This is a genomic window from Brevibacterium sp. 239c (genome assembly GCF_900169365.1).
Lineage (GTDB): Bacteria > Actinomycetota > Actinomycetes > Actinomycetales > Brevibacteriaceae > Brevibacterium.
The window spans coordinates 54,966-80,691 of record NZ_FXZH01000021.1 but is presented as its reverse complement, the minus strand read 5'-3'; the positions used below and the strand labels follow the sequence as shown (position 1 = coordinate 80,691).

Genomic DNA, 25,726 nt, shown 5'->3' with positions numbered 1-25,726 from the left:
ATCAGTGCGTGAACATGTGATTGTCTTACCAGAAAACTAATATTTCTGGCATCACTATTTGTTCAAACAAACACGCTATTGGATTCTCAAACCACAAACACTCACCCGTCACCACAACCCCCAAAAAAAGGGCGTGTACACCAGGGGTGTCAGTTTCAATTTTGCACGTTCTGCCTTGCGGCCCGCCGTACCAGCGGATGTTAACTCTACAGTGTTGTTTGGGCCTTCGCAACTTGAAGTTCATCTTCATTTTGCTGGGATCAAACCTGATCAGAGTAACCGTTGCCGTTCCTTGCGGGCTGGCAACTCGGTACACACTACACACATCCAGCGCGGTGCGCAAAACGAACTGGTGTCGGCCCGTTGGCCCCGCTCCCGGGCGCTGATCGCACGGCGTTTTCGGCGGATGCGCAGAAGTCACTCACCCCACGGGGGCGGTGAGTTCTGGCCCGTCATTGCGAACGTTTCCCACGCTCTTGCCCACTTTATGGCGGGTCACGCTCGCGGGGTCGACCTGCGCGAGAGCCGTTTCCAACAGTGGGGGAACGTCGGCGCTCGGGACCGCGGGGTCGATCCATCCGTCAACTGCTCCACGATCAAGGAAGACCGGCATCCGATGATGGACATCGCTCAGGTGTCCGGCGGCTTCCATCGTCAGTATCGTCGTCGACACCAACCAGGACTGGTCTGGCTGCTTCCAAAATTCGAACAGGCCAGCCATGAACAGCGGGTCCTTACCGGCAGCCGACATCATCCATGGCTGCTTGCCATCCTCAGTGGTCTCCCACTCGTAATACCCGGGAATCGGAAGTGCACAGCGACGCCTCTGAATGGACTGCCGAAACATCGGCTTCTCAAGAACTGTCTCCGAGCGTGCATTGAATGCCTTGAACCCGATCTTCGTGTCCTTCGCCCACCCAGGGACCAATCCCCACGAAGCAGTCTCCAGTCGACGCGTCAACTGTCCTTCATCATCCAGTCGCTCCACAACGATCGGCACGAAAGACCCCGGAGGTACGTTGTACCTGGGCGTGTAGTCATAGGAAATGACGTCGAGGCGGAGCTCATCGGCAAGATCTGCCGGATCGAGAGACATATTGAGTCGACCACACATGCGCTTATCTTCTCACTTCACTACACTGTCGACAATGGCGGCGGAAAAGACATCAGCGAGCAGACTCGACCCGATCGAGGAGTCCAGGAAGCAGTGGCTCGCCCACGGTTGGCACGATTCCACCGATGGCATGACGACCGTGATCTCGGTGATGAGAGTCCATCAGCTGTTTCTGGCCAAGGTCGATGCCGCCCTGAAACCATTTGCGCTGACATTCTCCCGGTATGAAGTCCTCACTCTCCTCTCCTTCACCAAGTCGGGGACTTTGCCGATGTCGAAGATTTCGGCCCGCCTCCAAGTCCACGCCACGTCGACGACAAACTCGGTTGATCGACTCGAGAAGGCCGGCCTCGTGAAGAGGCGCAGTCACCCCGATGACCGTCGCACCACGCTCGTAGAGCTCACCGAAGTCGGTCGCGAGCTTTCTGCACGCGCGACTTCCGCGCTCAACGACGAGGTATTCAGCTCACCCGCGCTGTCGGGGGCCGATCTGGGCAAACTCCTCCCCCACCTTGAATCACTGCGGTCCGAGCTCGAAGACCACGCCTGACTCTGCCGCTGAGCGGTTCTCCACCCTCCCCTGTTAACTGCACATGATGGAACAGACTGACTTTAATTAGTTGGACGTCCAAGTAATTTCTCCGTATCGTAGTGAACGTCATCACGTATGCGACAAGCCTCAATCGTGAATAGCCCTAACCGTGGAGGAATCATGTCCCGCAGCACAGCAGCTGCCCTGCCGTTCGGCCTCACCGAAGAACAACAGACAATCTCCGGTATGGTGCGCGAATTCGCCGACTCCGAGATCGCTCCGCATGCGCTGGAGTGGGACGCCGAGCACCACTTCCCCGTCGACGTCATCAAGAAGTCCGCCGACCTGGGCATGGGCGGAATCTACGTCAGCGAAGAAGCCGGCGGTACAGGAATGGGTCGCATGGATGCTGCCCTCATCTTCGAAGCGATGTCGACAGCCTGCCCCTCGGTCGCTGCATACATCTCCATCCATAACATGGTGGCGTGGATGATAGACAAATACGGAGATGACTCGCAGAAGTCGAAGTACCTCGCTCCCCTGGTCGCCATGGAACACCTCGGCAGCTACTGCCTGACTGAGCCCAACGCCGGTTCCGATGCTGCTGCTCTGCGCACCTCGGCAAGGGAAGACGGTGACTCCTATGTACTCAATGGCGTCAAACAGTTCATCTCCGGTGCCGGCACCTCCGAAACATACCTGGTCATGGCACGCACCGGTCAGGACGGTTCGCGCGGAATCTCCGCTTTCATCCTCGAAAAGGGCATGGAAGGCCTCTCCTTCGGCCCCAACGAACAGAAGATGGGCTGGCGCGCTCAGCCGACTCGCCAGGTCATCATGGAAAACGTGCGTGTACCGAAGGAGAACCTTCTCGGTGAACCAGGTCAGGGCTTCAAGATCGCCATGTCCGGTCTTGACGGTGGACGGCTCAACATCGGAGCATGCTCACTCGGCGGTGGGCAGTCCGCGCTGGAGAAGGCCATCGACTACATGGGCGAACGACAGGCCTTCGGAACCGAGCTCTCCGCATTCCAAGCCTTGCGATTCGAAGTCGCGGAGATGCAGACCAAACTCGAGGCCGCTCGCTCCCTCCTGTGGCGGGCCGCCAACGCCTACGATGCGGGCGATCCGAACACCTCGCTGCTCTCTGCGATGGCCAAACTGACAGCCACGGATTCGGGCTTCGATGTCGCCAACAGGGCACTCCAGTTGCACGGCGGCTACGGCTATCTGACAGAGTATGGAATTGAGAAGCTGGTGCGTGACCTGCGCGTCCACCAGATTCTGGAAGGCACCAACGAAATCATGCGCGTAATCATTTCGCGCAAGAGCACAGGAGTGGGCTGATATGACGACTGAAGCTGCGGCAACGCCGGGCGAACCCTCCGTCATCACCTCGAGTCACAACGGGGTGGGACGGATTGAACTCAACAAACCGAAACTGATCAATGCACTGGGCCAGGACATGGTGGGCGCCATCGATGACGCTCTCAAGAGCTGGCGCGACGATGAGACGATCAAGGCTGTCCTGGTCACCGGACGCGGCGAACGCGGACTGTGCGCCGGAGGCGACATCAAGGCCGTCTACAACGACATTGTGGCCGGAACCGATGAGAACGCCCGATTCTGGAATCGCGAATACAAGATGAACTATGAGATCTCGCAGTTCCCGAAGCCCTACGTCGTGATCATGAATGGCATCACAATGGGCGGCGGAGTCGGAATCTCGGGCCACGGTACACACCGCATCGTCACCGACTCCACGAAGATCGGGATGCCAGAAACCGGAATCGGACTGTTCCCGGACGTCGGCGGCACCCACCTGCTGGCCAATGCCCCGGGCCAGCTCGGAACCCACCTGGCACTGACGGGTCTGCCGGTCGGAGCAGGAGCCGCGCTGGCCATGGGCCTGGCCGACTACTACGTCACCGACGCAGATGTGCCGGCACTCATCGCCGACCTCGAAGCAGGTGGTGACGTTGAGACCGTGATCGGGCGCTACGCCGCCGATGCTCCGGAGAACGAACTCGCCGAGGCCGCAAGCTGGATCGACGAATGCTATACCGCAGACAGAGCAGAAGACATCGTCGCAGCGCTTGCCGCGCATGCGAACCCCGATGCCAACGCTGCCGGGAAACTGATCGGCTCCAAGGCCCCCACCTCGGTGAAGGTGACCCTGGCCGCCGTACGCAAGGCTAAGAACATGTCCTTGGCCGAGGTCCTCGAACAGGACTACCGCGCAGCCGTCGCACTGACCCGTCGCCCGGATCTCAAGGAGGGCATTCGCGCGCAGGTCATCGACAAGGACCGCAACCCCCAGTGGTCGCCGGCTTCGCTCGACGAAGTCAGCGACGAAACGGTCAACGACATTCTCACCACCGTCCACGAAGAGAAGGTGTTCTCATGAGCGATTACGAAACCATCCTCACAGCCGTCGACCAGGGCGTCGCCACCATTACGATCGACCGCCCGAAGGCGCTCAATGCGCTGAACATGCAGGTGCTCACCGACATCACAGACGCAGCCACCGCATTCGACGCCGACGATGAGGTCAAAGCGATCATCATCACCGGCAGCGGCAAGGCCTTCGCCGCGGGTGCCGACATCAAGGAGATGTCCAACCTCGACTTCGCCACCGCCTTCAAAGCCGACTGGTTCGCCGGTTGGACCCGCCTCACGAACGTGCGCAAGCCAGTCATCACCGCTGTCAACGGCTTCGCCCTCGGCGGCGGCTGTGAGCTGGCCATGATGGGCGACATCCTCGTCGCCTCGACGAAGGCCAAGTTCGGCCAGCCCGAGATCAACCTCGGCGTCCTGCCGGGCATGGGCGGGTCCCAGCGACTGACCCGCGCCATCGGCAAGGCCAAGTCAATGGACATGTGCCTGACCGGACGCATGATGAATGCCGAAGAAGCCGAGCGCTCGGGCCTCGTGGCACGCATCGTCGAGCCCGATGAACTGATTGCCACGGCCAACGAGATAGCGCAGACGATCGCATCCAAGTCCCGCATCGCCTCGGCGATGGTGAAGGAAGCGGTCAACACCGCATTCGAAACGACACTCGAACAGGGACTACGTTACGAACGGCGCCTCTTCCATTCCACTCTGGCCACGAACGACCAGTCCGAGGGAATGGCCGCATTCGTGGAGAAGCGGGACGCGAACTTCACGGATTCCTGATCCACCCCGCAATGACACGGATCTGCTGACACAGGCAGGTTCGATGGCGCAGACGAATCGACTCGTCTGCGCCATCTTTGTCTCTGCCTGATCGACCACTTTTAACAATCGTTCAGTTAGAGTAGGAATGTTCATCCACCCAAAGGAGTCACAATGAATTCTTTCGACAATCTTCTCTCCCAGCTGCGGCTTCCGGTGCTCGGCTCCCCCATGTTCATCGCATCCGGTCCTGAGCTGGTCAAAGCCCAGTGCCAGTCCGGCATCATCGGGTCCTTCCCCACACTCAACGCCCGCCCGGCATCCATGCTCACCGACTGGCTCGACGAGATCTCCGAGTCCAACGCCGCGTTCACAGCCGCGAATCCGGCTCAGCCGGCCGCGCCGTACGCCGTGAACCTCATCGTCCACCGCTCGAATAACCGGTTGGAAGAGGACCTCGCCGAGGTGGTTCGCCGCCAGGTGCCCATCGTGATCACCTCTCTGGGTGCACGTGAAGAGGTCAATGAAGCCGTCCACTCCTACGGCGGCATCGTCCTCCACGACGTCATCAACAACAAATTCGCACACAAGGCAGTGGAGAAGGGCGCCGACGGCGTCATCGCCGTCGCTGCCGGCGCCGGTGGCCACGCCGGAGCGCTCTCACCATTTGCTCTGGTCCAGGAGATCCGGTCCTGGTTCGACGGACCGCTGCTGCTCTCGGGAGCGATTGCGCATGGCAGGTCGATCCTCGCTGCACTGGCAGCCGGTGCTGACTGCGCCTACGTCGGCTCCGCATTCCTGTCGACGGCCGAAGCCAACGTCACCGAAGACTACAGGCAGATGATCGTCGACTCCGCCGCCGAGGATGTTGTCTACTCCAGCTACTTCACCGGAGTCAAAGGCAACTACCTGCGCGGTTCCATCACCGCTTCCGGCCTCGATCCCGACAACCTCCCCGAGGCCGATCCGACGAAGATGGACTTCGGAACAAGCGACGGCTCGGACTCGAAGGCCTGGAAGGACATCTGGGGATCGGGTCAGGGAATCGGCGTGCTCAGCTCCAAGAGCACCACTGGCGAACTGGTCGACGACCTGGCCACACAGTTCGAGGCTGCGAAGATGGAACTCGACTCTCGAGTACGCACTTCCGAACGCGTCGGCTGAGTCAAAGAGCACTCAGATCGTGGAGATGATGCCCCGTTCGGTCAGGCGCGAGGACAGCCCTGCACCGTCCGGGGCATAGATCCACGGCACACCCTGCCCGCGACCGTGGCGCTTCGAACGACCGCCGGCCCAGACCGCTTCACCGACGGTGAGCTGACGGATGGCGACGGCGGCGACATTGTCGGGGTGATTGTCCACGAACTCTCCGTAGACCTCTTCGTCCTTCTGCCCGTCATCGCCGATGAGCAGCCATTTCATCCACGGGAACTCACGCGAGAGACGCTCAAGGGAATTGCGTTTGTGCTCCTTGCCCGAACGGAAGGCCCGAGTCGTCGTCGGCCCCCAGTCGGTGAGAAGCAGGGGCCCCATCGGGTACAGGTTGCGGGAGAGGAACCGTTTGATCGTCAGTGCCGAATTCCAGGCTCCCGTGGACAGATAGACCATCGGAGAATTCGGGCGCATATAGGTGATCCGGTCGTAGAGAACAGCCATTCCCGCCACCGGCGACCTGGCATGCTCGCTGAGAACGAAGGTGTTCCACGCGGCCAGGAACGGCCGCGGCAGTGAGGTGACCATGACGGTGTCGTCGATGTCGGAGATGATGCCGAACGTCGAGTCCTCGCCGATGATCGTCACCGCAGCCGAATCTACGAGCGACCCATCGGTCCACAGTTCGATCTCGGTCTCACCGGGCTGAAAGTCACCGGGAATGACCGTGTCGATGATGCCGCCCCGGTCGGCGGTGACCATGTGCTCCTCGTCATTGACGCGCACCCAAGCCGCGTCATTGGGCAGAGGCACACTGACGAAGGACTTCCACCCCCGGATGCTCGCCTGCAGATCCGCCGCAGGCTGACCGGTTGGAGTCAGGACCAAACGGCCGAGCACCCTCACCCAGCCGGTTCCCCCGTATGTGTCATAGGCGATGACCGTGCGCTGATAAGTGTGGTCGGTGGCCCGATTCTGCAGCCAGCCGTTGAAGCGGTCTTCCATCCGTGCCGCGGTGTGCAGCATGTCCGGAGTCAGATTCAGCGGTCCCTCTTCGGGTTTCTTCTTCGCCACGGTTCTTCCTTCACACTCATCGCACGGCAGGTCGGATCGGGGTGAGGCCAGCTCAGACGAAACCGACCTTGTCGTAGACGTCTCGCAGGGTCACCTCGGCGATCTCATTGGCCTTAGCCGCACCCGCATCGAGGATGGACTGGAGCTGTGCCCGGTCCTGCAGGAGTTCATTGGTGCGTTCACGCACTGGGGTCAGGGCTTCGACGGCGATCTCGGCCAGGTCGACCTTGAGGTGACCATACATCTTGCCTTCGTAGTCTGCGACGATGTCATCGACTGACCTCGATGTCAGCGAGGAGTAGATCGTGAGCAGGTTCGAGACTCCGGGCTTGGCCTCCGGATCGAAAGCGATTTCCTTGCCATCGTCGGTGACCGCGGACTTGATCTTCTTCGTCAGCGACTTCGCGTCGTCGAGGATGTCGATGCGGCCCAGCGGGCTGGGCAGAGACTTCGACATCTTCGCTGCGGGGTTCTGCAGGTCATAGATCTTCGCGGTGGCCTTCAGGATCTGTGCCTCGGGGACGACGAAAGTCTCACCGAACCGGTAGTTGAAGCGTTCGGCCAGGTTCCTGGTCAGCTCGAGATGCTGGCGCTGGTCCTCGCCCACGGGCACCATCTGCGGGTTGTAGAGGAGGATGTCGGCAGCCATCAGCGCCGGGTAGGTGAGCAGGCCCAGGGATACATGCTCCTGCTTGGACGACTTGTCCTTGAACTGCGTCATCCGGCTGGCCTCGCCCATCGACGTGGTGCATTCGAGGACCCACGACAACTGAGGGTGGGCGGGGACCTGAGACTGCACGAAGATCGTCGACTTCTCCGGATCGATGCCTGCCGCAATGAACTGCGCCGCTGTGCGCAGGGTCCGCGCGCGCAGGTCAGTCGGGTCCTGTTCGACGGTGATGGCGTGCATGTTCGCGATGAAGTAGAAGGCATCATGTGACTCCTGATGCGCCACGAACTGCTGCAGAGCTCCGATGTAGTTACCCAGGTGCAGGGAGTCCGAGGTGGCCTGGATGCCGGAAACTGTGCGTGGCAGAGAAGAAGTCATCATAGAACTATGATGCCACTTCATCGCCGCGTCTTCGCAGACCACTCCGTGCGTGCCGGGGACTCGGACAAGACTTGCGCAGACGAGTGAACGACACTGGCGCTGCTGAACCGTCGGAATCAGGGAACACCAGCTGAAACGACGTTCGGAACAAGCTCGGCTGTTTTGGTGACCTCCGCCACCTCCACACCATCGGCAAACGGTATAGTGACGATGCAGATCACATGATTCATCGAGGTATCTCACATGGTTCGGTCTACCGTCAGCGGTGGGCCCGAGCCCGGTGATCATGGGCAACGAAGATTCGGTGCGCCGTCATCGAGCTCAACGAGGAGGAAATCTTGTCGGTCGAATATGTCAGAACCGAAGAGGGGCTGCCGCCGGTGGCTGTGGTCGAGAAGCCACGATGGACCCCGGTGAAGATCGTCATCTGGGTGCTCATCGCGCTGGTCGCGGCCGCCGGGTGGGCGATGATTGCGTTCGTGCGCGGAGAAGAGATGTCGGCCAGCTGGTTCGTCGCCGCTGCAGTAGGCAGCTACCTCATCGCATTCCGCTTCTACGCGAAGTTCATCGAATGGAAGATCTGCCGCCCCAACCCGAAACGGGCCACACCCGCAGAGCTCAACGACAATGGACGTGACTTCGCGCCCACCGACCGCCGCGTTCTCTTCGGCCACCACTTCGCCGCCATCTCCGGTGCCGGCCCTCTGGTCGGACCGATTCTCGCTGCCCAGATGGGCTACCTGCCCGGCACTCTGTGGATCGTCCTCGGCGTCATCGTCGCCGGCGGCGTTCAGGACTACCTGGTGTTGTTCTTCTCGATGCGCCGTAACGGCCGCTCGCTGGGACAGATGACTCGCGATGAGCTGGGACGTACGGGCGGAATCATCGCCTCGCTGGGCATCATCCTCATCATGGTCATCCTCATCGCCGTCCTCGGCGTCGTCATCATCAACGCGCTGGCCGAAAGCCCCTGGGGCGTCTTCTCCATCGCGATGACGATTCCGATCGCCGTGTTCATGGGCGTCTACATGCGCTACCTGCGCCCAGGCAAGGTCGTCGAGGTCTCGGTCATCGGCATCATCCTCCTGCTCCTGGCCATCGTGGCTGGCGGTTGGGTCCACAATTCGCCCGTCTGGTCCGAGATCTTCCATCTCGACAAGGTGACGTTGGCCTGGTGCCTGATGATCTACGGTTTCCTCGCCGCCGTCCTGCCGGTGTGGGTGCTGCTGGCACCGCGCGATTACCTGTCAACATTCATGAAGCTCGGCACCATCATCCTGCTGGCCGTCGGCATCATCATCGTCAACCCGAGCGTGCAGATGCCGGCCGTGACCGAGTTCGCCTTCAACTCCGAGGGCCCTGCCTTCGCCGGAGCTCTGTTCCCATTCCTCTTCATCACCATCGCCTGCGGGGCTCTATCGGGATTCCACGCGCTGATCTCCTCGGGCACCACACCTAAGCTGATCGAAAAGGAATCCCAGGCCCGCCTCATCGGCTACGGCGGAATGCTCATGGAATCCTTCGTCGCAATCATGGCTCTGGTGGCCGCGATCTGCCTCGACAAGGGACTGTACTTCGCGATGAACGCCGCCGAACCGCTTACAGGTGGAACTGCCCAAGGAGCATCGGACTTCATCAGCAACTCGTTGGGCATGTCCGGCGTCACGACAAGTCCCGAGATCCTCGAGCAGGCGGCCAAGGACGTCGGCGAAGAGAGCATCGTCTCCCGCACCGGCGGTGCCCCCACCTTGGCAATGGGTATGGCGCACATTCTCCACAATATCTTCGGCGGACCAGCATGGATGTCATTCTGGTACCACTTCGCAGTCATGTTCGAAGCTCTGTTCATCCTCACCACGATCGATGCCGGCACCCGCGTGGCCCGCTTCATGCTCAGCGACGCCCTCGGCAACTTCTCGAAGAAGTTCCGTGATCCGTCATGGACTCCGGGTGCGTGGCTGACGACGTTCATCATGGTCGCGGCTTGGGGGTCGATCCTGCTGATGGGGGTCACCGACCCTCTCGGCGGCATCAACACACTGTTCCCGCTTTTCGGCATCTCCAACCAATTGTTGGCGGCCATTGCCCTGGCGGTGGTATTCGCCATCGTGTGCAAGATGGGTCTGGCCCGCTGGGCATGGATCCCGGGCATACCGCTTGTGATCGACCTCGTGGTCACCATGGTCGCGTCCTGGCAGAAGATCTTCTCCTCGGATCCCGCCCTCGGCTACTGGGCACAGCACTTCGCCTATAAGGATGCCTTGGCGTCCGGGGAAACCTCCTTGGGCAACACCGAGGGGGCGGCGGCGATGGGTGCCGTCGTCCGCAACACCTTTGTGCAGGGCACGCTCTCGATCGTCTTCGCGCTGCTTGTTGCGATGGTTGTCGTCATGGCCGTATGGAAGTCCATCGAAGCCATCAAGAAGGGGTCGCTGCCCACTTCTGAAGAGCCCTACACTGAGACGAAGATGTTTGCTCCGGCAGGTCTCATCGCACGTAAGGCCGAACGCGAGGTCCAGGCACAGTGGGACGAGCAGTCCCCGCTCAAACGACCGTGATCGTGTTCTGAGCACCGTGACGACGACACCGAAAGGAGAGACAGCATGACCAGCGCAAGCACACATCCGCTCGAGCGTCTCGTGAAGGACCCCTGGGGTTCGCTTCGTCGGGGCGTGGCAGGGCTGCTGTGGTATCTCAAAGAGGTCATGGGCGAGAACGCCTACATCCATTACATGGAGTCCTACGAGCGCCGCCACGGCACTCGCGAGGGTGCCATGGGTGAGAAGGAATTCTGGCGCGATCTCACCGATGAGCAGGACCGCAACCCGAAGGTTCGGTGCTGCTGACACTCGGTGCTTCTGTAAATCGGTGTTCGTGACGTTCGGTGCTGCTGAGCATTGGGAGCCCGGGTCCGTGTGGAGCTTTCTCCGCCCGGGCCCGGGCCTTCGTCGTCTGATCGGAAGGGACACGATTTCCCTGCCAGATGACCATGCTCGATAATTGCCTGGTGCGCAAATGGTTATTTCTGATGGGCGCCGTCATCGCCGAGGTGACTGGCACGCTGGCGCTGAAGGGAGCCCTTGACTCCCCCGCCCTCTACGTCCTCGTCGGCCTCGGTTATGCCGCAGCGTTCGTCTTCTTAAGCCTCACTCTTCGCGTCGGCATGCCGTTGGGCATTGCCTATGGAATCTGGGGCGCCGCGGGAGTCGCACTCACAGCAGTTCTGTCTCTTGTCCTCTTCGCGGAACCGCTGACCCCCGTCATGATCACCGGAATCGTGTTCATCATGGCCGGCGTCATCCTCGTCGAGGTCGGCAACCGGGATGACGATGCGCGTCAGACTCTGCCGGACGCACCGGAGAGCGATCGTGGTCGCCCAGGAGACGAAGACTTGAGTGCACCTGGAGACGAGTCATGATCATCGGCTGGATTCTGCTCGCCATCGCGATCGTCCTCGAGGTTGCTGCCACAATCTGTCTGCGAATGGCATCGGTCGGCGGCAGCAGGTGGTGGTATGCCGGTGTCGGCGCCGGCTACTTCGTCTCCTTCAGCCTGCTCAGCCTGACTCTGCGCACCGGCATTCCCCTGGGCGTGGCCTACGGGATCTGGGCCGCCACCGGAGTCGCGCTGACTGCTTTGGCCGGCCGCGCACTCTTCAAAGAGAAGCTGACACGGAAGATGCTCGTCGGTATCGGTCTCATCCTCATCGGCGTGCTGCTCATCGAGCTCGGCTCCTCATACGCCTAAACGACCGGCCTGCTGAAACACGGCAACCCTCCGGGCCCTGAGCAACATTAAGTGGACTGGTCCCCTGGAGTTGCCCAGCGCCCGGAGGGTTGCTGAGACGGTGGTATTACTTCGGACCGGGAAGGTCGTAGTCAATGACCAGTGGGGCGTGATCTGACCAACGCTCGGCCCAGCTGTCGGCCTTGTCGACCGTGGCCTTCACAGCCGCCTCGGCGAGTGCCGGTGTCGCCATCTGATAATCGATGCGCCATCCGGCGTTGTTGTCGAAGGCCTGCCCACGCATGGACCACCAGGTGTAGGGTCCGTCGACATCGCCGCTGAGTGACCGGTGGACGTCGACGAAGCCGACATCGCCGAAGAAGCCGTCGAAGTAGGCGCGCTCTTCGGGTAGGAAACCGGACTTCTTGCGGTTGGCTTTCCAGTTCTTCAAGTCTCGTTCGGTGTGGCAGACGTTGAGGTCACCGGTGATCAGTACGTGATCGGCGTGCTTCGCAAGCTCTGGCAGACGTACCGTCATCCGATCGAGGAAAAGGTACTTGTCCTCCTGCTTGGGGGTGTCGACCTCACCGGAATGGACGTAAGCCGACACGAGTGTCAGCAACGACCCGTCGCCGAGCCGATAGTCCGTTTCCAGCCACCGACCAGCCCGATCGAAGTACTCATCTGCACCGAGTCCTTCGCGGACCTCGACGGGCTGCGTACGAGCCATGACTGCGACCCCGGCACGCCCCTTCGCCTCGGCGTCGTGGCTGATCGTGGTGTACCCGGTGTCCTCGAGCACCTTCAGGGCGATGTCGTTGGCGGCCCGGACTTCCTGCAGTGTGATGAAGTCAGGTTTGGCACTGTCTACCCAGGTGGGCATCCCCTTTCTCCATGCTGCTCGAACTCCGTTGACGTTGACTGATGCAATTCGAATCATGTGTTCTATCATGGCATGAGCGCACTACTCATCCGGGCCTGGGCGTTATACAGTGATGGAAAGAAGCATATTTCAGGAGGCGTAATGGCTGTAGACGAGACTTTCGATTCTGAGCAGCTGAGCATCAGCCCGCTCGACGAAGTAGACGCCCGTGAGATGCGAGAGTTCCTACTCGGCGCGCAGGAGAACTTCTGGGGAGACCGGGACCTGAGCGGCGATCACGACGCCTATTGGTTCCACCAGTTTGTGAGCTCGGGAATGGTTGCCAGATACCGTTCGGAGATCGTCGGCTATCTGCTCGGCGTCATCCCCCATGACGGCCCGGCGTATATCCACCTGGTTGCTGCTCGGTCGGATTTCCGCCATCAGGGAATCGGTCGACGTCTGTACCAGCACTTCATCGAACACTCGCGGAAGTTGGGTGTCTCATCGGTGCAGGCGACAACCCTGCCGGATTCCTCGGCAGCGATCTCCTTCCATTCCTCGCTCGGGTTCACTGGTGAACTCATCTCCGACTATGCGGGCGCAGGAGATCCTCGCGTGTTCTTCGAACTCAAGCTCCTCGAAGAGTGAACTGATCATCGAAGAATGAACCAAGCTGGTGTGACCACCAGAACAGAGACTGACGGCCTCCCACACAGATGTGTGGGAGGCCGTCCGTTTCAGAAGATGTACGCTCAGGCGAGTGCAGCCGCCCGCTCGGCCACGTCGACGACGTTCTTCAACAGCAGTGCACGAGTCATGGGCCCAACTCCGCCGGGATTCGGTGAGACCCAAGCCGCCACCTCGGCGACACCAGGATCCACGTCTCCAACGATCTTCGACTTTCCCGTCTCCGGATCCTCTTCACGCGAGACTCCGACGTCGAGGACGACCGCACCGGGTTTGACCGAGTCGGCGGTCACAATCCGGGCCGACCCTGCGGCGGCGACGATGATATCGGCCTGAGCCAACAGTTCGGGCAGATTCGTCGTTCCGGTGTGCGTCAGCGTCACCGTGGCGTTGTACTCACGACGAGTAAGCAGCGCACCGATCGACCGGCCGACGGTGACACCGCGACCCACGACCACAACGTGCTTGCCAGCCAATTCGATCCCATTGCGCTGCATCAGTTCGATGACTCCACGTGGGGTGCACGGCAGCGGGGTGGTGATCTCACGGTTGACGTTGAGCATCAGCCGGCCGAGGTTGGTCGGATGCAGCCCGTCCGCGTCCTTTGCAGGATCAATGCGTTCGAGGACGGTGTCCGTGTCGATGTGTGAGGGCAACGGCAGCTGCACAATGTATCCGGTGCATTCGTCATCGGCGTTGAGCTCGTCAATGACCGTCAGGAGTTCCTCCTGGCTCACCGACTCCGGAAGATCACGTCGTATGGAATGGATGCCCACCTCGGCGCAGTCACGGTGCTTGCCCGCCACATACCACTTCGAACCCGGATCCTCACCGACGAGGACCGTGGCCAAGCCGGGGACGATGCCCCGCTGTGCCAGGTTCTCGACGGTGGTCCGCAGCTCGTCCTTGATCGCCTTCGCACAGACCTTGCCGTCAAGGATCCGTGCTGCCATCAGAACTGCTCCAGATCTTCGTAGAGGGGGAAGTTCTCGCTGAGTTTCTTGACCCGAGCGCCGAGTGCGTCGACGTTCGCACCGGGCTTGAGCGCCTCGGCGATGACATCGGCGACCTCGGTGAACTCGGCATCGCCGAACCCGCGGGTAGCCAGGGCAGGGGTGCCTATGCGCAGACCGGAGGTCACCATGGGCGGGCGGGGGTCGAACGGAACGGCGTTGCGGTTCACGGTGATGCCGACCTCGTGCAACAGGTCTTCTGCCTGCTGTCCGTCCAGAGCTGAGTTGCGCAGGTCGACTAAGACCAGGTGGACGTCGGTGCCGCCGGTCAGGACCGTGGCTCCAGCCTTGGCGACGTCATCGGACATGAGGCGCTCGGCCAGGATCTGGGCACCGCGCACGGTCCGTTCCTGGCGGGCTTTGAACTCTTCGGAGGCGGCGAGCTTGAATGCCACAGCCTTGGCCGCGATCACGTGCATGAGTGGTCCACCCTGCTGACCTGGGAAGACCGCGGAGTTCAACTTTTTCGCGTACTCCTCCTTGCCGAGGATGAAGCCGGAGCGTGGTCCGCCGATGGTCTTGTGCACCGTCGATGACACAACATCGGCGAAGGGCACCGGGTTGGGGTGCAGTCCGGCTGCGACGAGGCCGGCGAAGTGTGCCATGTCGACCCAGAGCTTCGCTCCGACCTCGTCGGCGATGTCGCGGAAGGCTTGGAAGTCGAGCTGACGCGGGTAGGCTGACCAGCCTGCGACGATGACCTCTGGGCGATGTTCGAGCGCACGCTCACGCACCTTGTCCATGTCGATCCGGTACGTGTCAGGATCGACTTCGTAGGAGGCGACGTCGTAGAGGCGACCCGAGAAGTTGATCTTCATGCCGTGGGTGAGGTGACCGCCGTGGGCCAGTGAGAGGCCGAGCATCTTGTCACCCTGGCGGGCCAGGGCGTGCATCACAGCAGCGTTGGCGGAGGCGCCGGAGTGCGACTGCACGTTCGCGTATTCGGCACCGAAGAGGCTCTTGGCCCGGTCGATGGCCAAAGTCTCAGCGACATCGACGTATTCGCAGCCACCGTAGTAGCGCTTCCCGGGGTAACCTTCGGCATACTTGTTCGTCAGCACTGAGCCCTGTGCCTGCAGCACGGCGCGCGGCACGAAGTTCTCCGAGGCGATCATCTCGAGAGTCGAACGCTGGCGGCCCAATTCCTGGTCAAGGACTTCCGCGATCTGTGGATCGATGTCTGCAAGCGAGGCCTGCATCGAATTATCAGTCATGTATACACTCCTGTGGCATCCAAAGTGATGAGAGGGACGCCGCGATCGGCTCCGCGAGTACCCGAAAACAATGCTAACAGCGAACCAGTTCACGCCGTCGGGCCTCTCGACATACGGATCCTGGGCCGGTATCAGTGCGCACCGGGTTCGACCATTAGAATCGAGGCCATGAGTAGAGAATGGATCCTGCGAGTCACCTGCCCGGACGCAACCGGAATCGTCCACGCCGTGACAGGGGTCCTCGCATCACTCGGTGCGAACATCACCGAATCCCAGCAGTTCTCCTCCCCCGATTCGCTGCAGTTCTTCCTGCGAGTCCAGTTCGTCACGACCACGGATTCCGATGCCGAAACCCTGGAGTCTGCCCTCGCCGAGGCAGCCCAACGTTTCGATATGACGCTGAGCCTCCAGCCCGTGGAGAAGAAGACGAGAACCCTCGTTCTCGTGTCCAAGGCCGCACACTGCCTCAACACTCTGCTGTTCCAGCAGAGCTCGGGACAGCTGCCTATCGACATCGTGGGGGTGGCCGGCAACCATGACTCGCTGCGGTCGCTGGCGGAATTCCACGGTCACGACTTCCACCATATTCCGATCACTTCAGAGACCAAGGACGTAGCCGAAGCGAGGTTGAGCGACCTTGTTTCTGAGCTCGACGTCGAACTCATCGTCCTCGCGCGGTACATGCAGATCCTCTCCCCCGATCTGTGCGCACGGCTTGAGGGCCGTGTCATCAACATCCACCATTCGTTCCTGCCCAGTTTCAAGGGTGCCAAGCCCTACCACCAGGCGCATGCTCGCGGGGTGAAGATCATCGGCGCCACCGCCCACTACGTCACCCCCGATCTCGACGAGGGCCCGATCATCGAGCAGGACGTGGCTCGGGTCGACCACAACCGCAACATCGCCGACTTCGTCCAGCGCGGACAGGATGTCGAAGCAGCCGTGCTCGCACGGGCCGTGGCCTGGCATGCGGAAGGGCGGGTCCTCATGGACGGTCACCGCACGGTCGTCTTCAACTGATCGCAGCGCTTCGGCGTCCATGAATGTGCTTGTAGTGTTCTCTTAGGCAATTCACACATTTTGCGCAATCTGTTGTAGGGTCTCCCCGGTTTACAAAAGGAGAGATCTAATAATGACGGAAACCACTTTCCGCACAATTGCCATCGTCCTTTACTTTGTGGGAATGCTCGCCATCGGCTGGTTCGCATACCGCAAAACCAAGAACAACCTCGACGACTACATGCTGGCAGGCCGCGGGCTGCGTCCCAGCGTGGCCGCCCTGAGTGCAGGAGCCTCGGACATGTCGGGTTGGCTCCTCATGGGCCTGCCCGGTGCCATCTACATAGGTGGACTGGTAGAAGCCTGGATGGCAGTGGGCCTGACCGTTGGGGCCTGGGTGAACTGGAAGCTCGTGGCACCTCGTCTGCGTGCCTTCACCGAGAAGGCCGGTGACTCGATCACGATTCCCAGCTTCTTCGAGCAGCGTCTCAAGGACGATACGCGTCTGCTGCGCATCGTCTGTGGTGTCATCATCTTGGTGTTCTTCACCTTCTACGTCTCGTCCGGAATGGTCGCTGCCGGCAAGTTCTTCGAGTCAAGCTTCGGACTGAACTATCTAGCCGGAATGCTCATCGTCGCTGCCATCACCATGGTCTACACCTTGTTCGGCGGGTTCCTCGGTGCCACCCTCACCGACGTCGCCCAGGGACTTCTCATGTTCGCGGCACTCGTAGCCGTCCCGGTCGTCGCCGTGTTCAATGCCGGCGGTCCGGCAACCGTGATCTCCAACGTCAAGGAGATCGACCCCAGCTTGCTCAATGTCTTCGGCAGTGGACCATTCTGGGCCGGTGGTACTTACCTGGCTGTCATCTCCGCACTCGCGTGGGGCTTGGGCTACTTTGGACAGCCGCACATCATCGTGCGGTTCATGGCGCTGCGGACCCCCTCCGATGCCAAAGTTGCTCGGCGAATCGGTGTCGGCTGGATGGGCATCTCCGCCCTCGGTGCCGTCGCGACGGCGATTGTGGGCATCTCGTACTTCTCCGAACACGCCAACATGGAGCCGGCCGACTCCGAGACAGTCTTCCTGGATCTCGCTCAGATCCTGTTTCATCCGTTCATTGCGGGACTGGTCCTGGCTGCAGTGCTCGCCGCAATCATGTCAACGATCTCCTCGCAGCTAGTCGTCACATCCTCGGCACTCATCGAAGATCTCTACAAGATCGTTGCTCTGCGCACCGGATCGAAGCGCACGCTGCAGGACAAGACCTATGTCCTGCTGGGGCGCCTCGGCATCCTCGTCATCGCCATCATCGCCGTGCTGTTGGCGATCTCGCCGTCGAACAACATCCTCGATCTGGTGGCCTTCGCATGGGCCGGCTTCGGTGCTTCCTTCGGGCCGATCGTGCTGCTGACCCTGTTCTGGAAGAAGCTCACCAACTGGGGCGCTCTCTTCGGACTCATCTCCGGTGCAGTCGTGGCATTCGTCTGGGGACAGGTCAGCACCCCGGTCACCGATTCGCTCTACGAGATCATCCCCGGATTCGCCGTGAACTTGATTGTCGCTATCGTGGTCAGCAAGTTCACGTACAAGCCCAACGCGGACACAGACCGCGAATTCGACGAGTCGGTAGAGTTCTCGCGCATCCAGTGACGGCCCAGCGGCTCGACTGACGGCCACACGGCCGCCCAGCGGGGCCGCACTCAGCAACTCCGTCACTACGTCCTACACTCAGCGGCTATTCCTCCTGCAACACAGGGAGGAATAGCCGCTGAGTGTTTCTCGCACGTGTGCCAGTGTGTACCCCTGCGACTGGTAGGGAGTGAATGTACGTCTGCCGTGCACCCGGCGCAGCAGCGCACACGTCTCGGCTCATAAACACAGCGGTGTGAATACACTACAGGCGGGCACCCGTCGGGTGCCCGCCTGAGATATTGCGTAAAAGAGTCCTTACTTGGTCTCTTCAGCACTTTCGTCGGTTACTTCTTCAGCGACCTCGTCGGTTGCGGCCGAGTCGGCTGCCTCCTCTGTGGACTCTGCAGGAGCCTCTTCGACGACCTCTTCGGTCTTCTTCTTCGACGCTGCGGTCTCGGTGGCCTGCTCGGCTTCCTTCACAGTTGCCTGCTTGGGCGAGTAGGGCTCGAGAACGAGTTCGATGACGGCCATCGGCGCGTTGTCACCGGGACGAGGACCGATCTTGGTGATACGTGTGTATCCACCGGGACGCTCGGCCATGGTTTCGGCGATCGAGGTGAAGAGCTCGTGAACGATCGACTTGTCGCCGATCTTTCCGAGCACGCGACGACGGGCGGCAAGGTCGCCCTTCTTGGCGTGAGTGATCATGCGCTCCGCCACCGGACGCAGGCGCTTGGCCTTGGTTACGGTCGTGGTGATCTTCTTGTGCTCGAACAGGGCGGCAGCCATGTTGTTGAGCATCATGCGCTCGTGTGTTGGGGAGCCTCCGAGACGAGGACCCTTGGTTGGGGTTGGCATAGTGTCTTACTCCTAGGTCTTAATCAGTACTGTTCGTCTTCGACGTAGGACTGGTCCTCATCAACGAGACCGGCTTCGAACCCGGCGGGACTGTCCTTGAGGCTCAGGCCCAGCTCGTTGAGCTTGGCCTTCACTTCGTCGATCGATTTCGAACCAAAGTTGCGGATATCCATGAGATCGGCTTCGCTGCGAGCAACGAGTTCGCCGACCGTGTGGATACCTTCGCGCTTGAGGCAGTTGTAGGAGCGCACGGTCAGATCGAGATCTTCGATGGCCAGGGCCAGATCGGCAGCCAGCGCTGCGTCAACCGGCGATGGTCCGATCTCAATGCCTTCAGCTTCGACATTGAGTTCCCGAGCCAGGCCGAAGAGCTCGACCAGTGTCTTACCCGCAGATGCGATCGCATCGCGTGGGGTCATCGACGGCTTGGTCTCGATGTCGAGCACCAGGCGATCAAAGTCGGTGCGCTGCTCAACACGAGTAGCCTCGACCTTGTAGGTGACCTTGAGAACCGGCGAGTAGATCGAGTCAACGGGGACCCGACCGATCTCTGCATCCGCGTTCTTGTTCTGAGCGCTCGATACGTAACCGCGTCCACGTTCGATGGTCAGCTCCATATCCAGACGGCCTTCACCATTCAATGTGGCGATATGCAGATCCGGGTTATGGATCTCGACTCCGGCAGGAGCAGAGACATCGGCGGCAGTCACGGTGCCTGGGCCCTGCTTGCGCAGGTAGGCAACGACCGGTTCGTCGAATTCCGAGGACACGACCAGGGACTTCAGGTTGAGGATGAATTCAGTGACATCCTCCTTGACTCCTGGAACGGTGCTGAACTCGTGGAGCACACCGTCGATCCGGATTGATGTGACGGCGGCACCTGGAATCGACGACAGCAGGGTACGACGAAGCGAGTTGCCGAGGGTGTAGCCGAATCCTGGCTCAAGTGGTTCGATGGCGAACCGTGAGCGATTCTCGGAGACGACTTCTTCCGTGAGCGTTGGGCGCTGTGCAATGAGCACGTGGGCTTCCTTTCAGCGAACATCCGCTATATGACGTTCGCACTGCACGTCATGGCCGTAGCCATGAAGAACGGTTCGGTTTATCGTGGAATCCGTTCTGCAACTGATGCCGGGACATAGCCCGTCATCGGTGGCAGAGACACGGAAGGATCAGCCGCGGCGGCGCTTGGTCTGACGGCAGCCGTTGAACGGAACTGGAGTGACATCCTGAATGGTGCCCAGTTCCAGACCGGCGGCCTGCAGCGAACGGATCGCGGTTTCGCGTCCCGAACCTGGTCCCTTGACGAAGACGTCGACCTTCTTCAGGCCGTGCTCCTGCGCACGACGAGCAGCGGATTCCGCAGCCATCTGTGCGGCGTAAGGGGTCGACTTGCGCGAACCCTTGAAGCCGACCTCTCCTGAGGATGCCCAGGAGATGACAGCACCGGTCGGATCAGTGATCGACACGATGGTGTTGTTGAACGTTGATTTGATGTGTGCCTGGCCAGCAACAATATTCTTTTTGAGCTTGCGGCGAGGCTTGCGCACTGTAGCGGCGCGTGACTTGGGAGGCATGTGTTTTACTCCTGATCGAGGTGGCTGATGCTGGTCAACCGGGTGAGTGTGTTACTTCTTCTTACCGGCCACGGTGCGCTTCGGTCCCTTGCGGGTACGCGCATTCGTCTTGGTCCGCTGTCCGCGAACCGGCAGACCGCGGCGGTGACGCAGGCCTTCATAGCTTCCGATTTCCACCTTGCGGCGAATGTCGGCAGCAACCTCACGTCGGAGGTCACCCTCAACCTGGAATGTGCCCTCGATAAAGTCACGCAGCTGGACGAGCTCGGTATCGCTCAAGTCCTTCACACGGGTGTCAGGGCTGATTCCCGTTTCCGTCAGGGTCTGGCGCGCACGGGTGCGGCCCACACCGTAGATGTAAGTCAAGGCGACTTCCACGCGCTTTTCACGCGGGATGTCGACTCCGGCAAGTCGTGCCATAGGTACTATCTCCTGTTGTAGTTCCGGAGGTGCTGATGCAGACCTGTCCTTGGTTTCCCAAGGTCCTCGGCCCCCGACCGAAGGTATCGTCCTGTCACTGCTCTAACGGCAATGCAGATGGCGAGGTCTGCGCGGGTGTGGTGCTGCTGAAGCCCCTTGCGGGTGCCTCTGTCTGCTCGAAGAGCTGCTCAACCCTGGCGCTGTTTGTGGCGCGGGTTGGAGCAGATGACGATGACCCGGCCGTGACGGCGGGTAATCTGGCAATTCTCGCAGATCTTCTTGACGCTTGGCTTAACCTTCATGGTTTTTCCTTCTTCCGACCCTTACCCCTGCGCAGGGGCGGGTACGAATGATCGAAGATCCTTACTTGTAGCGGTAAACGATTCGCCCACGCGAAAGATCGTATGGAGACAGCTCCACGATGACCCGGTCCTCAGGGAGAATTCGAATGTAGTGCTGTCGCATTTTTCCTGAGATATGCGCAAGCACCCTGTGCCCATTGCTCAGCTCAACCCGGAACGATGCGTTCGGGAGGGCTTCGACAACGGCGCCTTCGATCTCAATGACCCCTTCTTTTTTGGCCATATCGTTCGCTAACCTCGTATTCCCGCGAAAACTTCGCGTTCGACGTAATCGTGTATCGTCGATTTACCCCGACGACCCCATGGTCTGCGGCTCACCTCACCACATGAAAAGTTGCGGATGGCAAATGCCGCCCACAACAGAAAAAGGGTGAGTTGAGTGAGAACAGACCAATCAACAACCCTACACTATGGCCGAAGATTCTTCCACACGGTGCTGGCTTACGGGGGTGAAGTCCCTTACAATCGTTCTCTCCCTCGCCGAGGTGGTCCCAAGGTCAGGTCACGTGTCGAGTTCCGTACCCGGCCCGGATGCTCGCGATGACAGCGATCGCGAGCACGACGAAGCCCATCAGGGTGATCGATGCGAATCCGCCGAAGGCCAGCAGCGGCCCGGACAGTGCCGCCAACGCGGCGGCCCCGAAGTTCATTCCTGCGTCGGAGAGTCCCTGCACCGACATACGATGCGCGGGATCGATCTCTTTGGTCAGAAGTGTTGACCCGGCGATGAGGCATGCGCTCCAGCCCAAGCCCAAGAGGAACAGCGCCACCGAAAGCCTGGTGAACGATGACTCACCGAGAGCATCGATGCACCCGAGGACCAAGGACACGGCGAACAGTCCGTGGCCGAGGAGAATCACCCGACCGGCGGAGTACCTGTCGGTGAGGTAGCCGAAGACCGGGGACAAACCGTACATGCCGAGGATATGGCCGCCGATCGTGATGCCGATCAGTTCGAGGCCGAGCCCATGGTGGTCCATGTGAAGTGGTGTCATCACCATTGTTGCCACCATGATCATGTGCCCCGTGACCACGGACAGCAGCCCCATGAGCGCGCTCGGGGAACGTCTGATGGCCTGCCAGGTGCCACCTCGGCGAGGGGAGGGCGAGGGCGCATCTCGCGTGGCGGGTGTGACTCGGCGCAGGAACAAGACGCTGAGGAGGGCAAGTGCGAAGCCGGCGATCGCGATGACGAAGGGCCCTGACAGCGGATCGAGGCTCAGGGCTCGGCCGAGGTCGGCACCGGGTCCGGACAGGTTCGGTCCGATCACAGACCCGATCGTCGTGGCCCAGACGACCACGGACATGGCAGAGCCTTTGAGGTGGTCAGGAGCCGCATCCGTGGCGGCGTATCGACCCTGCAGCCCCGCGGCTGTCGCCGCCCCGAAACAGCCCATGCCGATGAAGAAGACGAGGTCGATGCCGAACAGGATCGCGGCCACGATGAGAATGGCCCCGCAGAGGGCGATCGCGTAGGCGCTGGCCAGTGCCAGCCGACGACTTCTGGCCTCGGCCAGTTTTGCAAGTGGAACCGCGAGGAGCCCGGCGCCGAGGATGGACGCCGTCTGCGCGAACCCCGCGAGTTCCGTTCGGCCGGTCAGACGCTCCGCGAGGATGCCACCGACGGCGAATCCGGTGGCGATGCCGATGCCGGAGAACAGTTGGGCCAGGCTCAGCGCCCACTGATTCCGGCGGAAGATCGACTGCGGGTGTCCACCCATCGCAACCTCCGCCTCTCAACGGTCTCAATCATCGGATCCGGCTCGCATCGCCGGTTCCACTGTAGTCCGTGACCGTGCATGTCGGAACGCAGCACGCACTCAGGGCCTCCCCTGCTAGCGTGAAATGCGACAGTCACCCAATACCCCGCAAGTTCGCAATGGCCAGCAAAGGAGCATCACGTGCAGGACCTGGATTCCATCACAGAAGAATCACTCATCGCCAAGGGCGGCCGGAAGTGGTCGACCTTCCCGGGCAGCCTCGGCGCATTCATCGCAGAGATGGACTTCGGTGTCGCTCCCGGCGTGCGCGAGGCATTGCGTGATGTCGATGAGCGAGATCTCTTCGGCTATGCGCCGCAAGCCATCGTCTCCGACCTCAAGTCGGCCACCTCCGCGTTCTGCGCCGAACAGTACGGATGGCAGTTCCCGGACGAGCACGTCGAGCTGGCCAGTGACGTCATCGCGAGTTTCCTGGGCATCCTCACCCACCTGACTCCTGCCGGTACACCGATCGTCCTTCCGACCCCCGCTTACATGCCCTTCTTCGATGTCGCCAAGGTCACGGGACGAGAGCTCATCCAGGTGCCGATGATCCGATCGGAGACCGGCTGGTCGGTCGACCTCGCCGCGGTCGATGCCGCGCTGGCGCCTGGCTCCACCCTGGTCCTGTGCAATCCCCATAACCCCATCGGCAAGGTGTACACGGAGAGCGAGCTCCTGGAACTCGCCGAGGTGGTTGAGCGCAATGATGCACGCGTGTTCTCCGATGAGATCCACGCCCCGTTAGTCTTCGAACCGGCCCGTCACATTCCCTATGCGAGCCTGAATGAGACGACGGCATCGCATACGGCCACCGCTACCGCGGCCTCCAAGGCGTTCAACATCCCAGGGCTCAAGTGCGCACAGCTCATCCTCAGCAGTGCCGATGATCGCGCGATCTGGGCGCAGAAGGGCAATTTCGTCTCTGGCGCCGCGTCGAACCCCGGCATCCTCGCCACTACCGCGGCATACACCCAGTCGGGTGAGTGGTTGGACGAGATCACCGCCTATCTCAAGGGCAACCGCGAGCTCCTGACAGATCTCATCGCCACCCACCTGCCCAACGCCACGTACCTTGCGCCTGAAGGAACATACCTGGCGTGGTTGGACCTGCGCGGGTACGGCCTCAAATCCGAACTGGCCGAACATTTCAACACCGAAGCTCACGTCGCGATCACCGAGGGCCGCCTCTGCGGTGAGGTCGGGGCAGGTCACATCCGCCTCAACTTCGCACTCCCCCGACCTCTCCTGACCGAAGCAATCGAACGCATCGCCTCCGCAGTGTAAAGTGACAATCTCACTCCGGGGAGGCAGGTCTCAACTGCTCGGGAGCCATTCGATGAGGCCGAAGGACGGATTGGGGCCGGCACATTCCAGTATCTGCTGGTCGAACCGCAGGTAGTACTCCAGGTTGCATCGGTCCATAAGAGTGCGGAAACGCAGTGCCGGCTGTTCGGGGCCCACCAGTTCGGCTGGAAGAATCGGGTACGTCATGACCGCACGCGCAACTTGAAAATAGATGTCGAAGAACTTCACCAGCGACATCTCGGGTTGTCCACCACCTGGCTGACTGCCGTTGACGCTCAAAGCAGCCAATGCGCTCTCCAGCGGTGGCAGCTCAAGCGACGCGGTCTAGCTCGCGAAGTCATTCGTCGGGCTGTGGCGATGGCCTCGGGTTCGATCGTCGCGTATTCACACCACCCTGGCTCGAGCATTCCAGGCAGCTGCCCGGACAGTTCGTGGGAGAGGTCGGCGAAGGACAGCAGAACTCCGGGGCGCAACTGTCGGTAACCGAGCATCCTGGCGACATATCGGAGCCGATCGCGCAGCATCCGTGCCGACTCGGGAATCGAATACAGCGCGGCATGAAAATGACCTTCGAAGCTGGGCGCGTCCCGATCTCCCGCAATGCCCATGAGACCTGAGAGGATACGCGGGCTCAAGAGGCAGATCGAGACTCGTCCCAGCCTTTCGCTGCTCAGAATGTCCCGGTGGACCATCCCCACCAGCTGATTGTGTACGCTCGAGGACGAATAGCCGTGTTCGGCCAAGACTCCGACGATGACGGGGCCGGGCAGACCCTGCGCTTGGAGACACCCGAACGCCGAGATGACATCGAAGGAGATGAGGATCAGACGATAGCGATCGGGCACAGCTGCCGAACGTTTCGTGTGATCGTGGACACCCGCCAAGAGCAGATCCTAACGTGAAAACACAAGGATCCTGACCAAAGTCGATAACGACGGTCACAAGTTCAAGGGAGCAGCGTCATGGACGACGAGGCATACGAAACGAGTCTACGGGTATTTCAAAAGCCCAGGACCTCTGCGGTCCTGACCGGATCGATCACGGCTATCATCACCTTCGCATCCTTCATGATCGCAGGCTTCGACATTCACGTCACTGCAGCGTGGATGTTCGCGTTGAGTCTGATGTCAGCGTTGGCGCTGTTCGTCGTCATGCACATCCTCACGACCAACGAGCTCAGGCGGAGGCAGCAAACGCCTCAGCCATGAATGACTGAGTC

General features: G+C 60.9%; 29 protein-coding genes. 14 read left to right on the top strand and 15 right to left on the bottom strand.

Going from position 1 to position 25,726, the window contains the following annotated elements:
* Window positions 1-421: 421 nt before the first annotated feature.
* Complete coding sequence (locus BSP239C_RS16995; RefSeq protein WP_374701043.1) at window positions 422-1,096, bottom strand: SOS response-associated peptidase; 675 nt, start codon at window positions 1,094-1,096, stop codon at window positions 422-424.
* Between the two features lie 52 nt (window positions 1,097-1,148).
* Between BSP239C_RS16995 and BSP239C_RS16990 the strand changes: the two genes are divergently transcribed.
* From BSP239C_RS16990 to BSP239C_RS16970, 5 genes are all read left to right on the top strand, one after another.
* Window positions 1,149-1,664, top strand: coding sequence for a MarR family winged helix-turn-helix transcriptional regulator (locus tag BSP239C_RS16990; protein ID WP_101574539.1), 516 nt, complete (start codon window positions 1,149-1,151; stop codon window positions 1,662-1,664).
* Window positions 1,665-1,826: 162 nt separating this feature from the next.
* A complete protein-coding gene (locus BSP239C_RS16985) occupies window positions 1,827-2,993 on the top strand; it encodes an acyl-CoA dehydrogenase family protein (protein ID WP_101574531.1) in 1,167 nt (388 codons plus the stop codon).
* Between the two features lies 1 nt (window position 2,994).
* Window positions 2,995-4,053: an enoyl-CoA hydratase/isomerase family protein gene (locus tag BSP239C_RS16980; RefSeq protein WP_101574530.1), complete on the top strand. Its 1,059-nt coding sequence runs from the start codon at window positions 2,995-2,997 to the stop codon at window positions 4,051-4,053.
* Window positions 4,050-4,826 carry an enoyl-CoA hydratase gene (locus BSP239C_RS16975; protein ID WP_101574529.1) on the top strand — a complete coding sequence of 259 codons (777 nt, stop codon included), beginning with the start codon at window positions 4,050-4,052 and terminating at the stop codon, window positions 4,824-4,826. The genes BSP239C_RS16980 and BSP239C_RS16975 overlap by 4 nt, the downstream gene beginning before the upstream one ends.
* Before the next feature lie 153 nt (window positions 4,827-4,979).
* Window positions 4,980-5,969, top strand: coding sequence for a nitronate monooxygenase family protein (locus BSP239C_RS16970; protein WP_101574528.1), 990 nt, complete (start codon window positions 4,980-4,982; stop codon window positions 5,967-5,969).
* A gap of 12 nt (window positions 5,970-5,981) precedes the next feature.
* On the opposite strand, the gene BSP239C_RS16965 is transcribed toward BSP239C_RS16970, so the two are convergent.
* On the bottom strand, window positions 5,982-7,031 hold the full coding sequence (locus BSP239C_RS16965) for an App1 family protein (RefSeq protein WP_101574527.1): 1,050 nt from the start codon (window positions 7,029-7,031) through the stop codon (window positions 5,982-5,984).
* 52 nt (window positions 7,032-7,083) lie between these two features.
* Window positions 7,084-8,082, bottom strand: coding sequence for a tryptophan--tRNA ligase (gene trpS, locus BSP239C_RS16960; RefSeq protein ID WP_101574526.1), 999 nt, complete (start codon window positions 8,080-8,082; stop codon window positions 7,084-7,086).
* Window positions 8,083-8,420: 338 nt separating this feature from the next.
* Here trpS and BSP239C_RS16955 point away from each other — a divergent pair, with 338 nt between their 5' ends.
* From BSP239C_RS16955 to BSP239C_RS16940, 4 genes are all read left to right on the top strand, one after another.
* The gene (locus BSP239C_RS16955; RefSeq protein ID WP_101574525.1) at window positions 8,421-10,640 is read left to right on the top strand and encodes a carbon starvation CstA family protein; all 2,220 of its coding nucleotides are present in this window, start codon (window positions 8,421-8,423) and stop codon (window positions 10,638-10,640) included.
* Between the two features lie 45 nt (window positions 10,641-10,685).
* The gene (locus tag BSP239C_RS16950) at window positions 10,686-10,928 is read left to right on the top strand and encodes a YbdD/YjiX family protein (RefSeq protein ID WP_101574524.1); all 243 of its coding nucleotides are present in this window, start codon (window positions 10,686-10,688) and stop codon (window positions 10,926-10,928) included.
* Window positions 10,929-11,089: 161 nt separating this feature from the next.
* The gene (locus BSP239C_RS16945; RefSeq protein WP_219618919.1) at window positions 11,090-11,500 is read left to right on the top strand and encodes a multidrug efflux SMR transporter; all 411 of its coding nucleotides are present in this window, start codon (window positions 11,090-11,092) and stop codon (window positions 11,498-11,500) included.
* 2 nt (window positions 11,501-11,502) lie between these two features.
* On the top strand, window positions 11,503-11,829 hold the full coding sequence (locus tag BSP239C_RS16940; RefSeq protein ID WP_101574537.1) for a multidrug efflux SMR transporter: 327 nt from the start codon (window positions 11,503-11,505) through the stop codon (window positions 11,827-11,829).
* A 106-nt stretch (window positions 11,830-11,935) separates the two neighbouring features.
* Here BSP239C_RS16940 and BSP239C_RS16935 read toward each other — a convergent pair whose 3' ends face one another.
* A complete protein-coding gene (locus tag BSP239C_RS16935; protein ID WP_180959074.1) occupies window positions 11,936-12,748 on the bottom strand; it encodes an exodeoxyribonuclease III in 813 nt (270 codons plus the stop codon).
* An 84-nt stretch (window positions 12,749-12,832) separates the two neighbouring features.
* Here BSP239C_RS16935 and BSP239C_RS16930 point away from each other — a divergent pair, with 84 nt between their 5' ends.
* Window positions 12,833-13,321 (top strand): GNAT family N-acetyltransferase, encoded by a 489-nt coding sequence (locus BSP239C_RS16930; protein ID WP_101574522.1) that lies wholly within the window; start codon window positions 12,833-12,835, stop codon window positions 13,319-13,321.
* 104 nt (window positions 13,322-13,425) lie between these two features.
* On the opposite strand, the gene BSP239C_RS16925 is transcribed toward BSP239C_RS16930, so the two are convergent.
* Both BSP239C_RS16925 and glyA read right to left on the bottom strand, forming a co-directional pair.
* Entirely contained in the window at window positions 13,426-14,313 is an 888-nt protein-coding gene (locus BSP239C_RS16925) for a bifunctional methylenetetrahydrofolate dehydrogenase/methenyltetrahydrofolate cyclohydrolase (protein ID WP_101574521.1), read from the bottom strand.
* Window positions 14,313-15,587 (bottom strand): serine hydroxymethyltransferase, encoded by a 1,275-nt coding sequence (glyA, locus tag BSP239C_RS16920; protein ID WP_101574520.1) that lies wholly within the window; start codon window positions 15,585-15,587, stop codon window positions 14,313-14,315. Before glyA ends, BSP239C_RS16925 begins: the two co-directional genes overlap by 1 nt.
* 168 nt (window positions 15,588-15,755) lie before the next feature.
* On the opposite strand from glyA, the gene purU reads away from it, so the two are divergent.
* Window positions 15,756-16,607: a formyltetrahydrofolate deformylase gene (gene purU / locus BSP239C_RS16915; RefSeq protein ID WP_101574519.1), complete on the top strand. Its 852-nt coding sequence runs from the start codon at window positions 15,756-15,758 to the stop codon at window positions 16,605-16,607.
* A gap of 112 nt (window positions 16,608-16,719) precedes the next feature.
* Window positions 16,720-18,240, top strand: coding sequence for a sodium/proline symporter PutP (gene putP / locus BSP239C_RS16910; RefSeq protein WP_101574518.1), 1,521 nt, complete (start codon window positions 16,720-16,722; stop codon window positions 18,238-18,240).
* Window positions 18,241-18,537: 297 nt separating this feature from the next.
* On the opposite strand, the gene rplQ is transcribed toward putP, so the two are convergent.
* The 7 genes from rplQ to BSP239C_RS16875 all read right to left on the bottom strand — a co-directional run bounded on the left by rplQ (window position 18,538) and on the right by BSP239C_RS16875 (window position 23,160).
* A complete protein-coding gene (gene rplQ / locus BSP239C_RS16905) occupies window positions 18,538-19,080 on the bottom strand; it encodes a 50S ribosomal protein L17 (protein WP_101574517.1) in 543 nt (180 codons plus the stop codon).
* Window positions 19,081-19,103: 23 nt separating this feature from the next.
* Entirely contained in the window at window positions 19,104-20,102 is a 999-nt protein-coding gene (locus tag BSP239C_RS16900; RefSeq protein ID WP_009884957.1) for a DNA-directed RNA polymerase subunit alpha, read from the bottom strand.
* A gap of 150 nt (window positions 20,103-20,252) precedes the next feature.
* Window positions 20,253-20,657, bottom strand: a complete 405-nt coding sequence (gene rpsK, locus BSP239C_RS16895; RefSeq protein ID WP_101574516.1) for a 30S ribosomal protein S11 — start codon at window positions 20,655-20,657, stop codon at window positions 20,253-20,255.
* A gap of 51 nt (window positions 20,658-20,708) precedes the next feature.
* A complete protein-coding gene (gene rpsM, locus BSP239C_RS16890; protein WP_101574515.1) occupies window positions 20,709-21,077 on the bottom strand; it encodes a 30S ribosomal protein S13 in 369 nt (122 codons plus the stop codon).
* 188 nt (window positions 21,078-21,265) lie between these two features.
* Window positions 21,266-21,379 carry a 50S ribosomal protein L36 gene (gene rpmJ / locus BSP239C_RS16885; RefSeq protein ID WP_009884960.1) on the bottom strand — a complete coding sequence of 38 codons (114 nt, stop codon included), beginning with the start codon at window positions 21,377-21,379 and terminating at the stop codon, window positions 21,266-21,268.
* Window positions 21,380-21,440: 61 nt separating this feature from the next.
* Window positions 21,441-21,662 carry a translation initiation factor IF-1 gene (infA, locus tag BSP239C_RS16880; RefSeq protein WP_101574514.1) on the bottom strand — a complete coding sequence of 74 codons (222 nt, stop codon included), beginning with the start codon at window positions 21,660-21,662 and terminating at the stop codon, window positions 21,441-21,443.
* A gap of 274 nt (window positions 21,663-21,936) precedes the next feature.
* Window positions 21,937-23,160, bottom strand: coding sequence for an MFS transporter (locus BSP239C_RS16875; RefSeq protein ID WP_101574513.1), 1,224 nt, complete (start codon window positions 23,158-23,160; stop codon window positions 21,937-21,939).
* A gap of 180 nt (window positions 23,161-23,340) precedes the next feature.
* Between BSP239C_RS16875 and BSP239C_RS16870 the strand changes: the two genes are divergently transcribed.
* Entirely contained in the window at window positions 23,341-24,486 is a 1,146-nt protein-coding gene (locus tag BSP239C_RS16870) for a MalY/PatB family protein (protein ID WP_101574512.1), read from the top strand.
* A gap of 30 nt (window positions 24,487-24,516) precedes the next feature.
* Here BSP239C_RS16870 and BSP239C_RS21195 read toward each other — a convergent pair whose 3' ends face one another.
* Window positions 24,517-24,795 carry a hypothetical protein gene (locus BSP239C_RS21195; RefSeq protein WP_226842152.1) on the bottom strand — a complete coding sequence of 93 codons (279 nt, stop codon included), beginning with the start codon at window positions 24,793-24,795 and terminating at the stop codon, window positions 24,517-24,519.
* Complete coding sequence (locus BSP239C_RS16865) at window positions 24,783-25,391, bottom strand: hypothetical protein (protein ID WP_226842154.1); 609 nt, start codon at window positions 25,389-25,391, stop codon at window positions 24,783-24,785. Before BSP239C_RS16865 ends, BSP239C_RS21195 begins: the two co-directional genes overlap by 13 nt.
* Before the next feature lie 78 nt (window positions 25,392-25,469).
* Here BSP239C_RS16865 and BSP239C_RS16860 point away from each other — a divergent pair, with 78 nt between their 5' ends.
* Complete coding sequence (locus BSP239C_RS16860) at window positions 25,470-25,715, top strand: hypothetical protein (RefSeq protein WP_101574511.1); 246 nt, start codon at window positions 25,470-25,472, stop codon at window positions 25,713-25,715.
* The last annotated feature ends 11 nt before the right edge of the window (window positions 25,716-25,726 follow it).

Coding starts and splice junctions, on each gene's coding strand:
- BSP239C_RS16975 (WP_101574529.1), top strand. CDS start 4,050: ATGAGCGATTACGAAACCATCCTCACAGCCGTCGACCAGGGCGTCGCC.
- BSP239C_RS16935 (WP_180959074.1), bottom strand. CDS start 12,748: ATGATTCGAATTGCATCAGTCAACGTCAACGGAGTTCGAGCAGCATGG.
- infA (WP_101574514.1), bottom strand. CDS start 21,662: ATGGCCAAAAAAGAAGGGGTCATTGAGATCGAAGGCGCCGTTGTCGAA.
- BSP239C_RS16995 (WP_374701043.1), bottom strand. CDS start 1,096: ATGTCTCTCGATCCGGCAGATCTTGCCGATGAGCTCCGCCTCGACGTC.
- BSP239C_RS16925 (WP_101574521.1), bottom strand. CDS start 14,313: ATGGCAGCACGGATCCTTGACGGCAAGGTCTGTGCGAAGGCGATCAAG.
- BSP239C_RS16860 (WP_101574511.1), top strand. CDS start 25,470: ATGGACGACGAGGCATACGAAACGAGTCTACGGGTATTTCAAAAGCCC.
- BSP239C_RS16970 (WP_101574528.1), top strand. CDS start 4,980: ATGAATTCTTTCGACAATCTTCTCTCCCAGCTGCGGCTTCCGGTGCTC.
- trpS (WP_101574526.1), bottom strand. CDS start 8,082: ATGATGACTTCTTCTCTGCCACGCACAGTTTCCGGCATCCAGGCCACC.
- BSP239C_RS16950 (WP_101574524.1), top strand. CDS start 10,686: ATGACCAGCGCAAGCACACATCCGCTCGAGCGTCTCGTGAAGGACCCC.
- BSP239C_RS16875 (WP_101574513.1), bottom strand. CDS start 23,160: ATGGGTGGACACCCGCAGTCGATCTTCCGCCGGAATCAGTGGGCGCTG.
- glyA (WP_101574520.1), bottom strand. CDS start 15,587: ATGACTGATAATTCGATGCAGGCCTCGCTTGCAGACATCGATCCACAG.
- rpmJ (WP_009884960.1), bottom strand. CDS start 21,379: ATGAAGGTTAAGCCAAGCGTCAAGAAGATCTGCGAGAATTGCCAGATT.
- rpsK (WP_101574516.1), bottom strand. CDS start 20,657: ATGCCTCCCAAGTCACGCGCCGCTACAGTGCGCAAGCCTCGCCGCAAG.
- rpsM (WP_101574515.1), bottom strand. CDS start 21,077: ATGGCACGACTTGCCGGAGTCGACATCCCGCGTGAAAAGCGCGTGGAA.
- rplQ (WP_101574517.1), bottom strand. CDS start 19,080: ATGCCAACCCCAACCAAGGGTCCTCGTCTCGGAGGCTCCCCAACACAC.
- BSP239C_RS16980 (WP_101574530.1), top strand. CDS start 2,995: ATGACGACTGAAGCTGCGGCAACGCCGGGCGAACCCTCCGTCATCACC.
- BSP239C_RS16985 (WP_101574531.1), top strand. CDS start 1,827: ATGTCCCGCAGCACAGCAGCTGCCCTGCCGTTCGGCCTCACCGAAGAA.
- BSP239C_RS16930 (WP_101574522.1), top strand. CDS start 12,833: ATGGCTGTAGACGAGACTTTCGATTCTGAGCAGCTGAGCATCAGCCCG.
- BSP239C_RS16990 (WP_101574539.1), top strand. CDS start 1,149: ATGGCGGCGGAAAAGACATCAGCGAGCAGACTCGACCCGATCGAGGAG.
- putP (WP_101574518.1), top strand. CDS start 16,720: ATGACGGAAACCACTTTCCGCACAATTGCCATCGTCCTTTACTTTGTG.
- purU (WP_101574519.1), top strand. CDS start 15,756: ATGAGTAGAGAATGGATCCTGCGAGTCACCTGCCCGGACGCAACCGGA.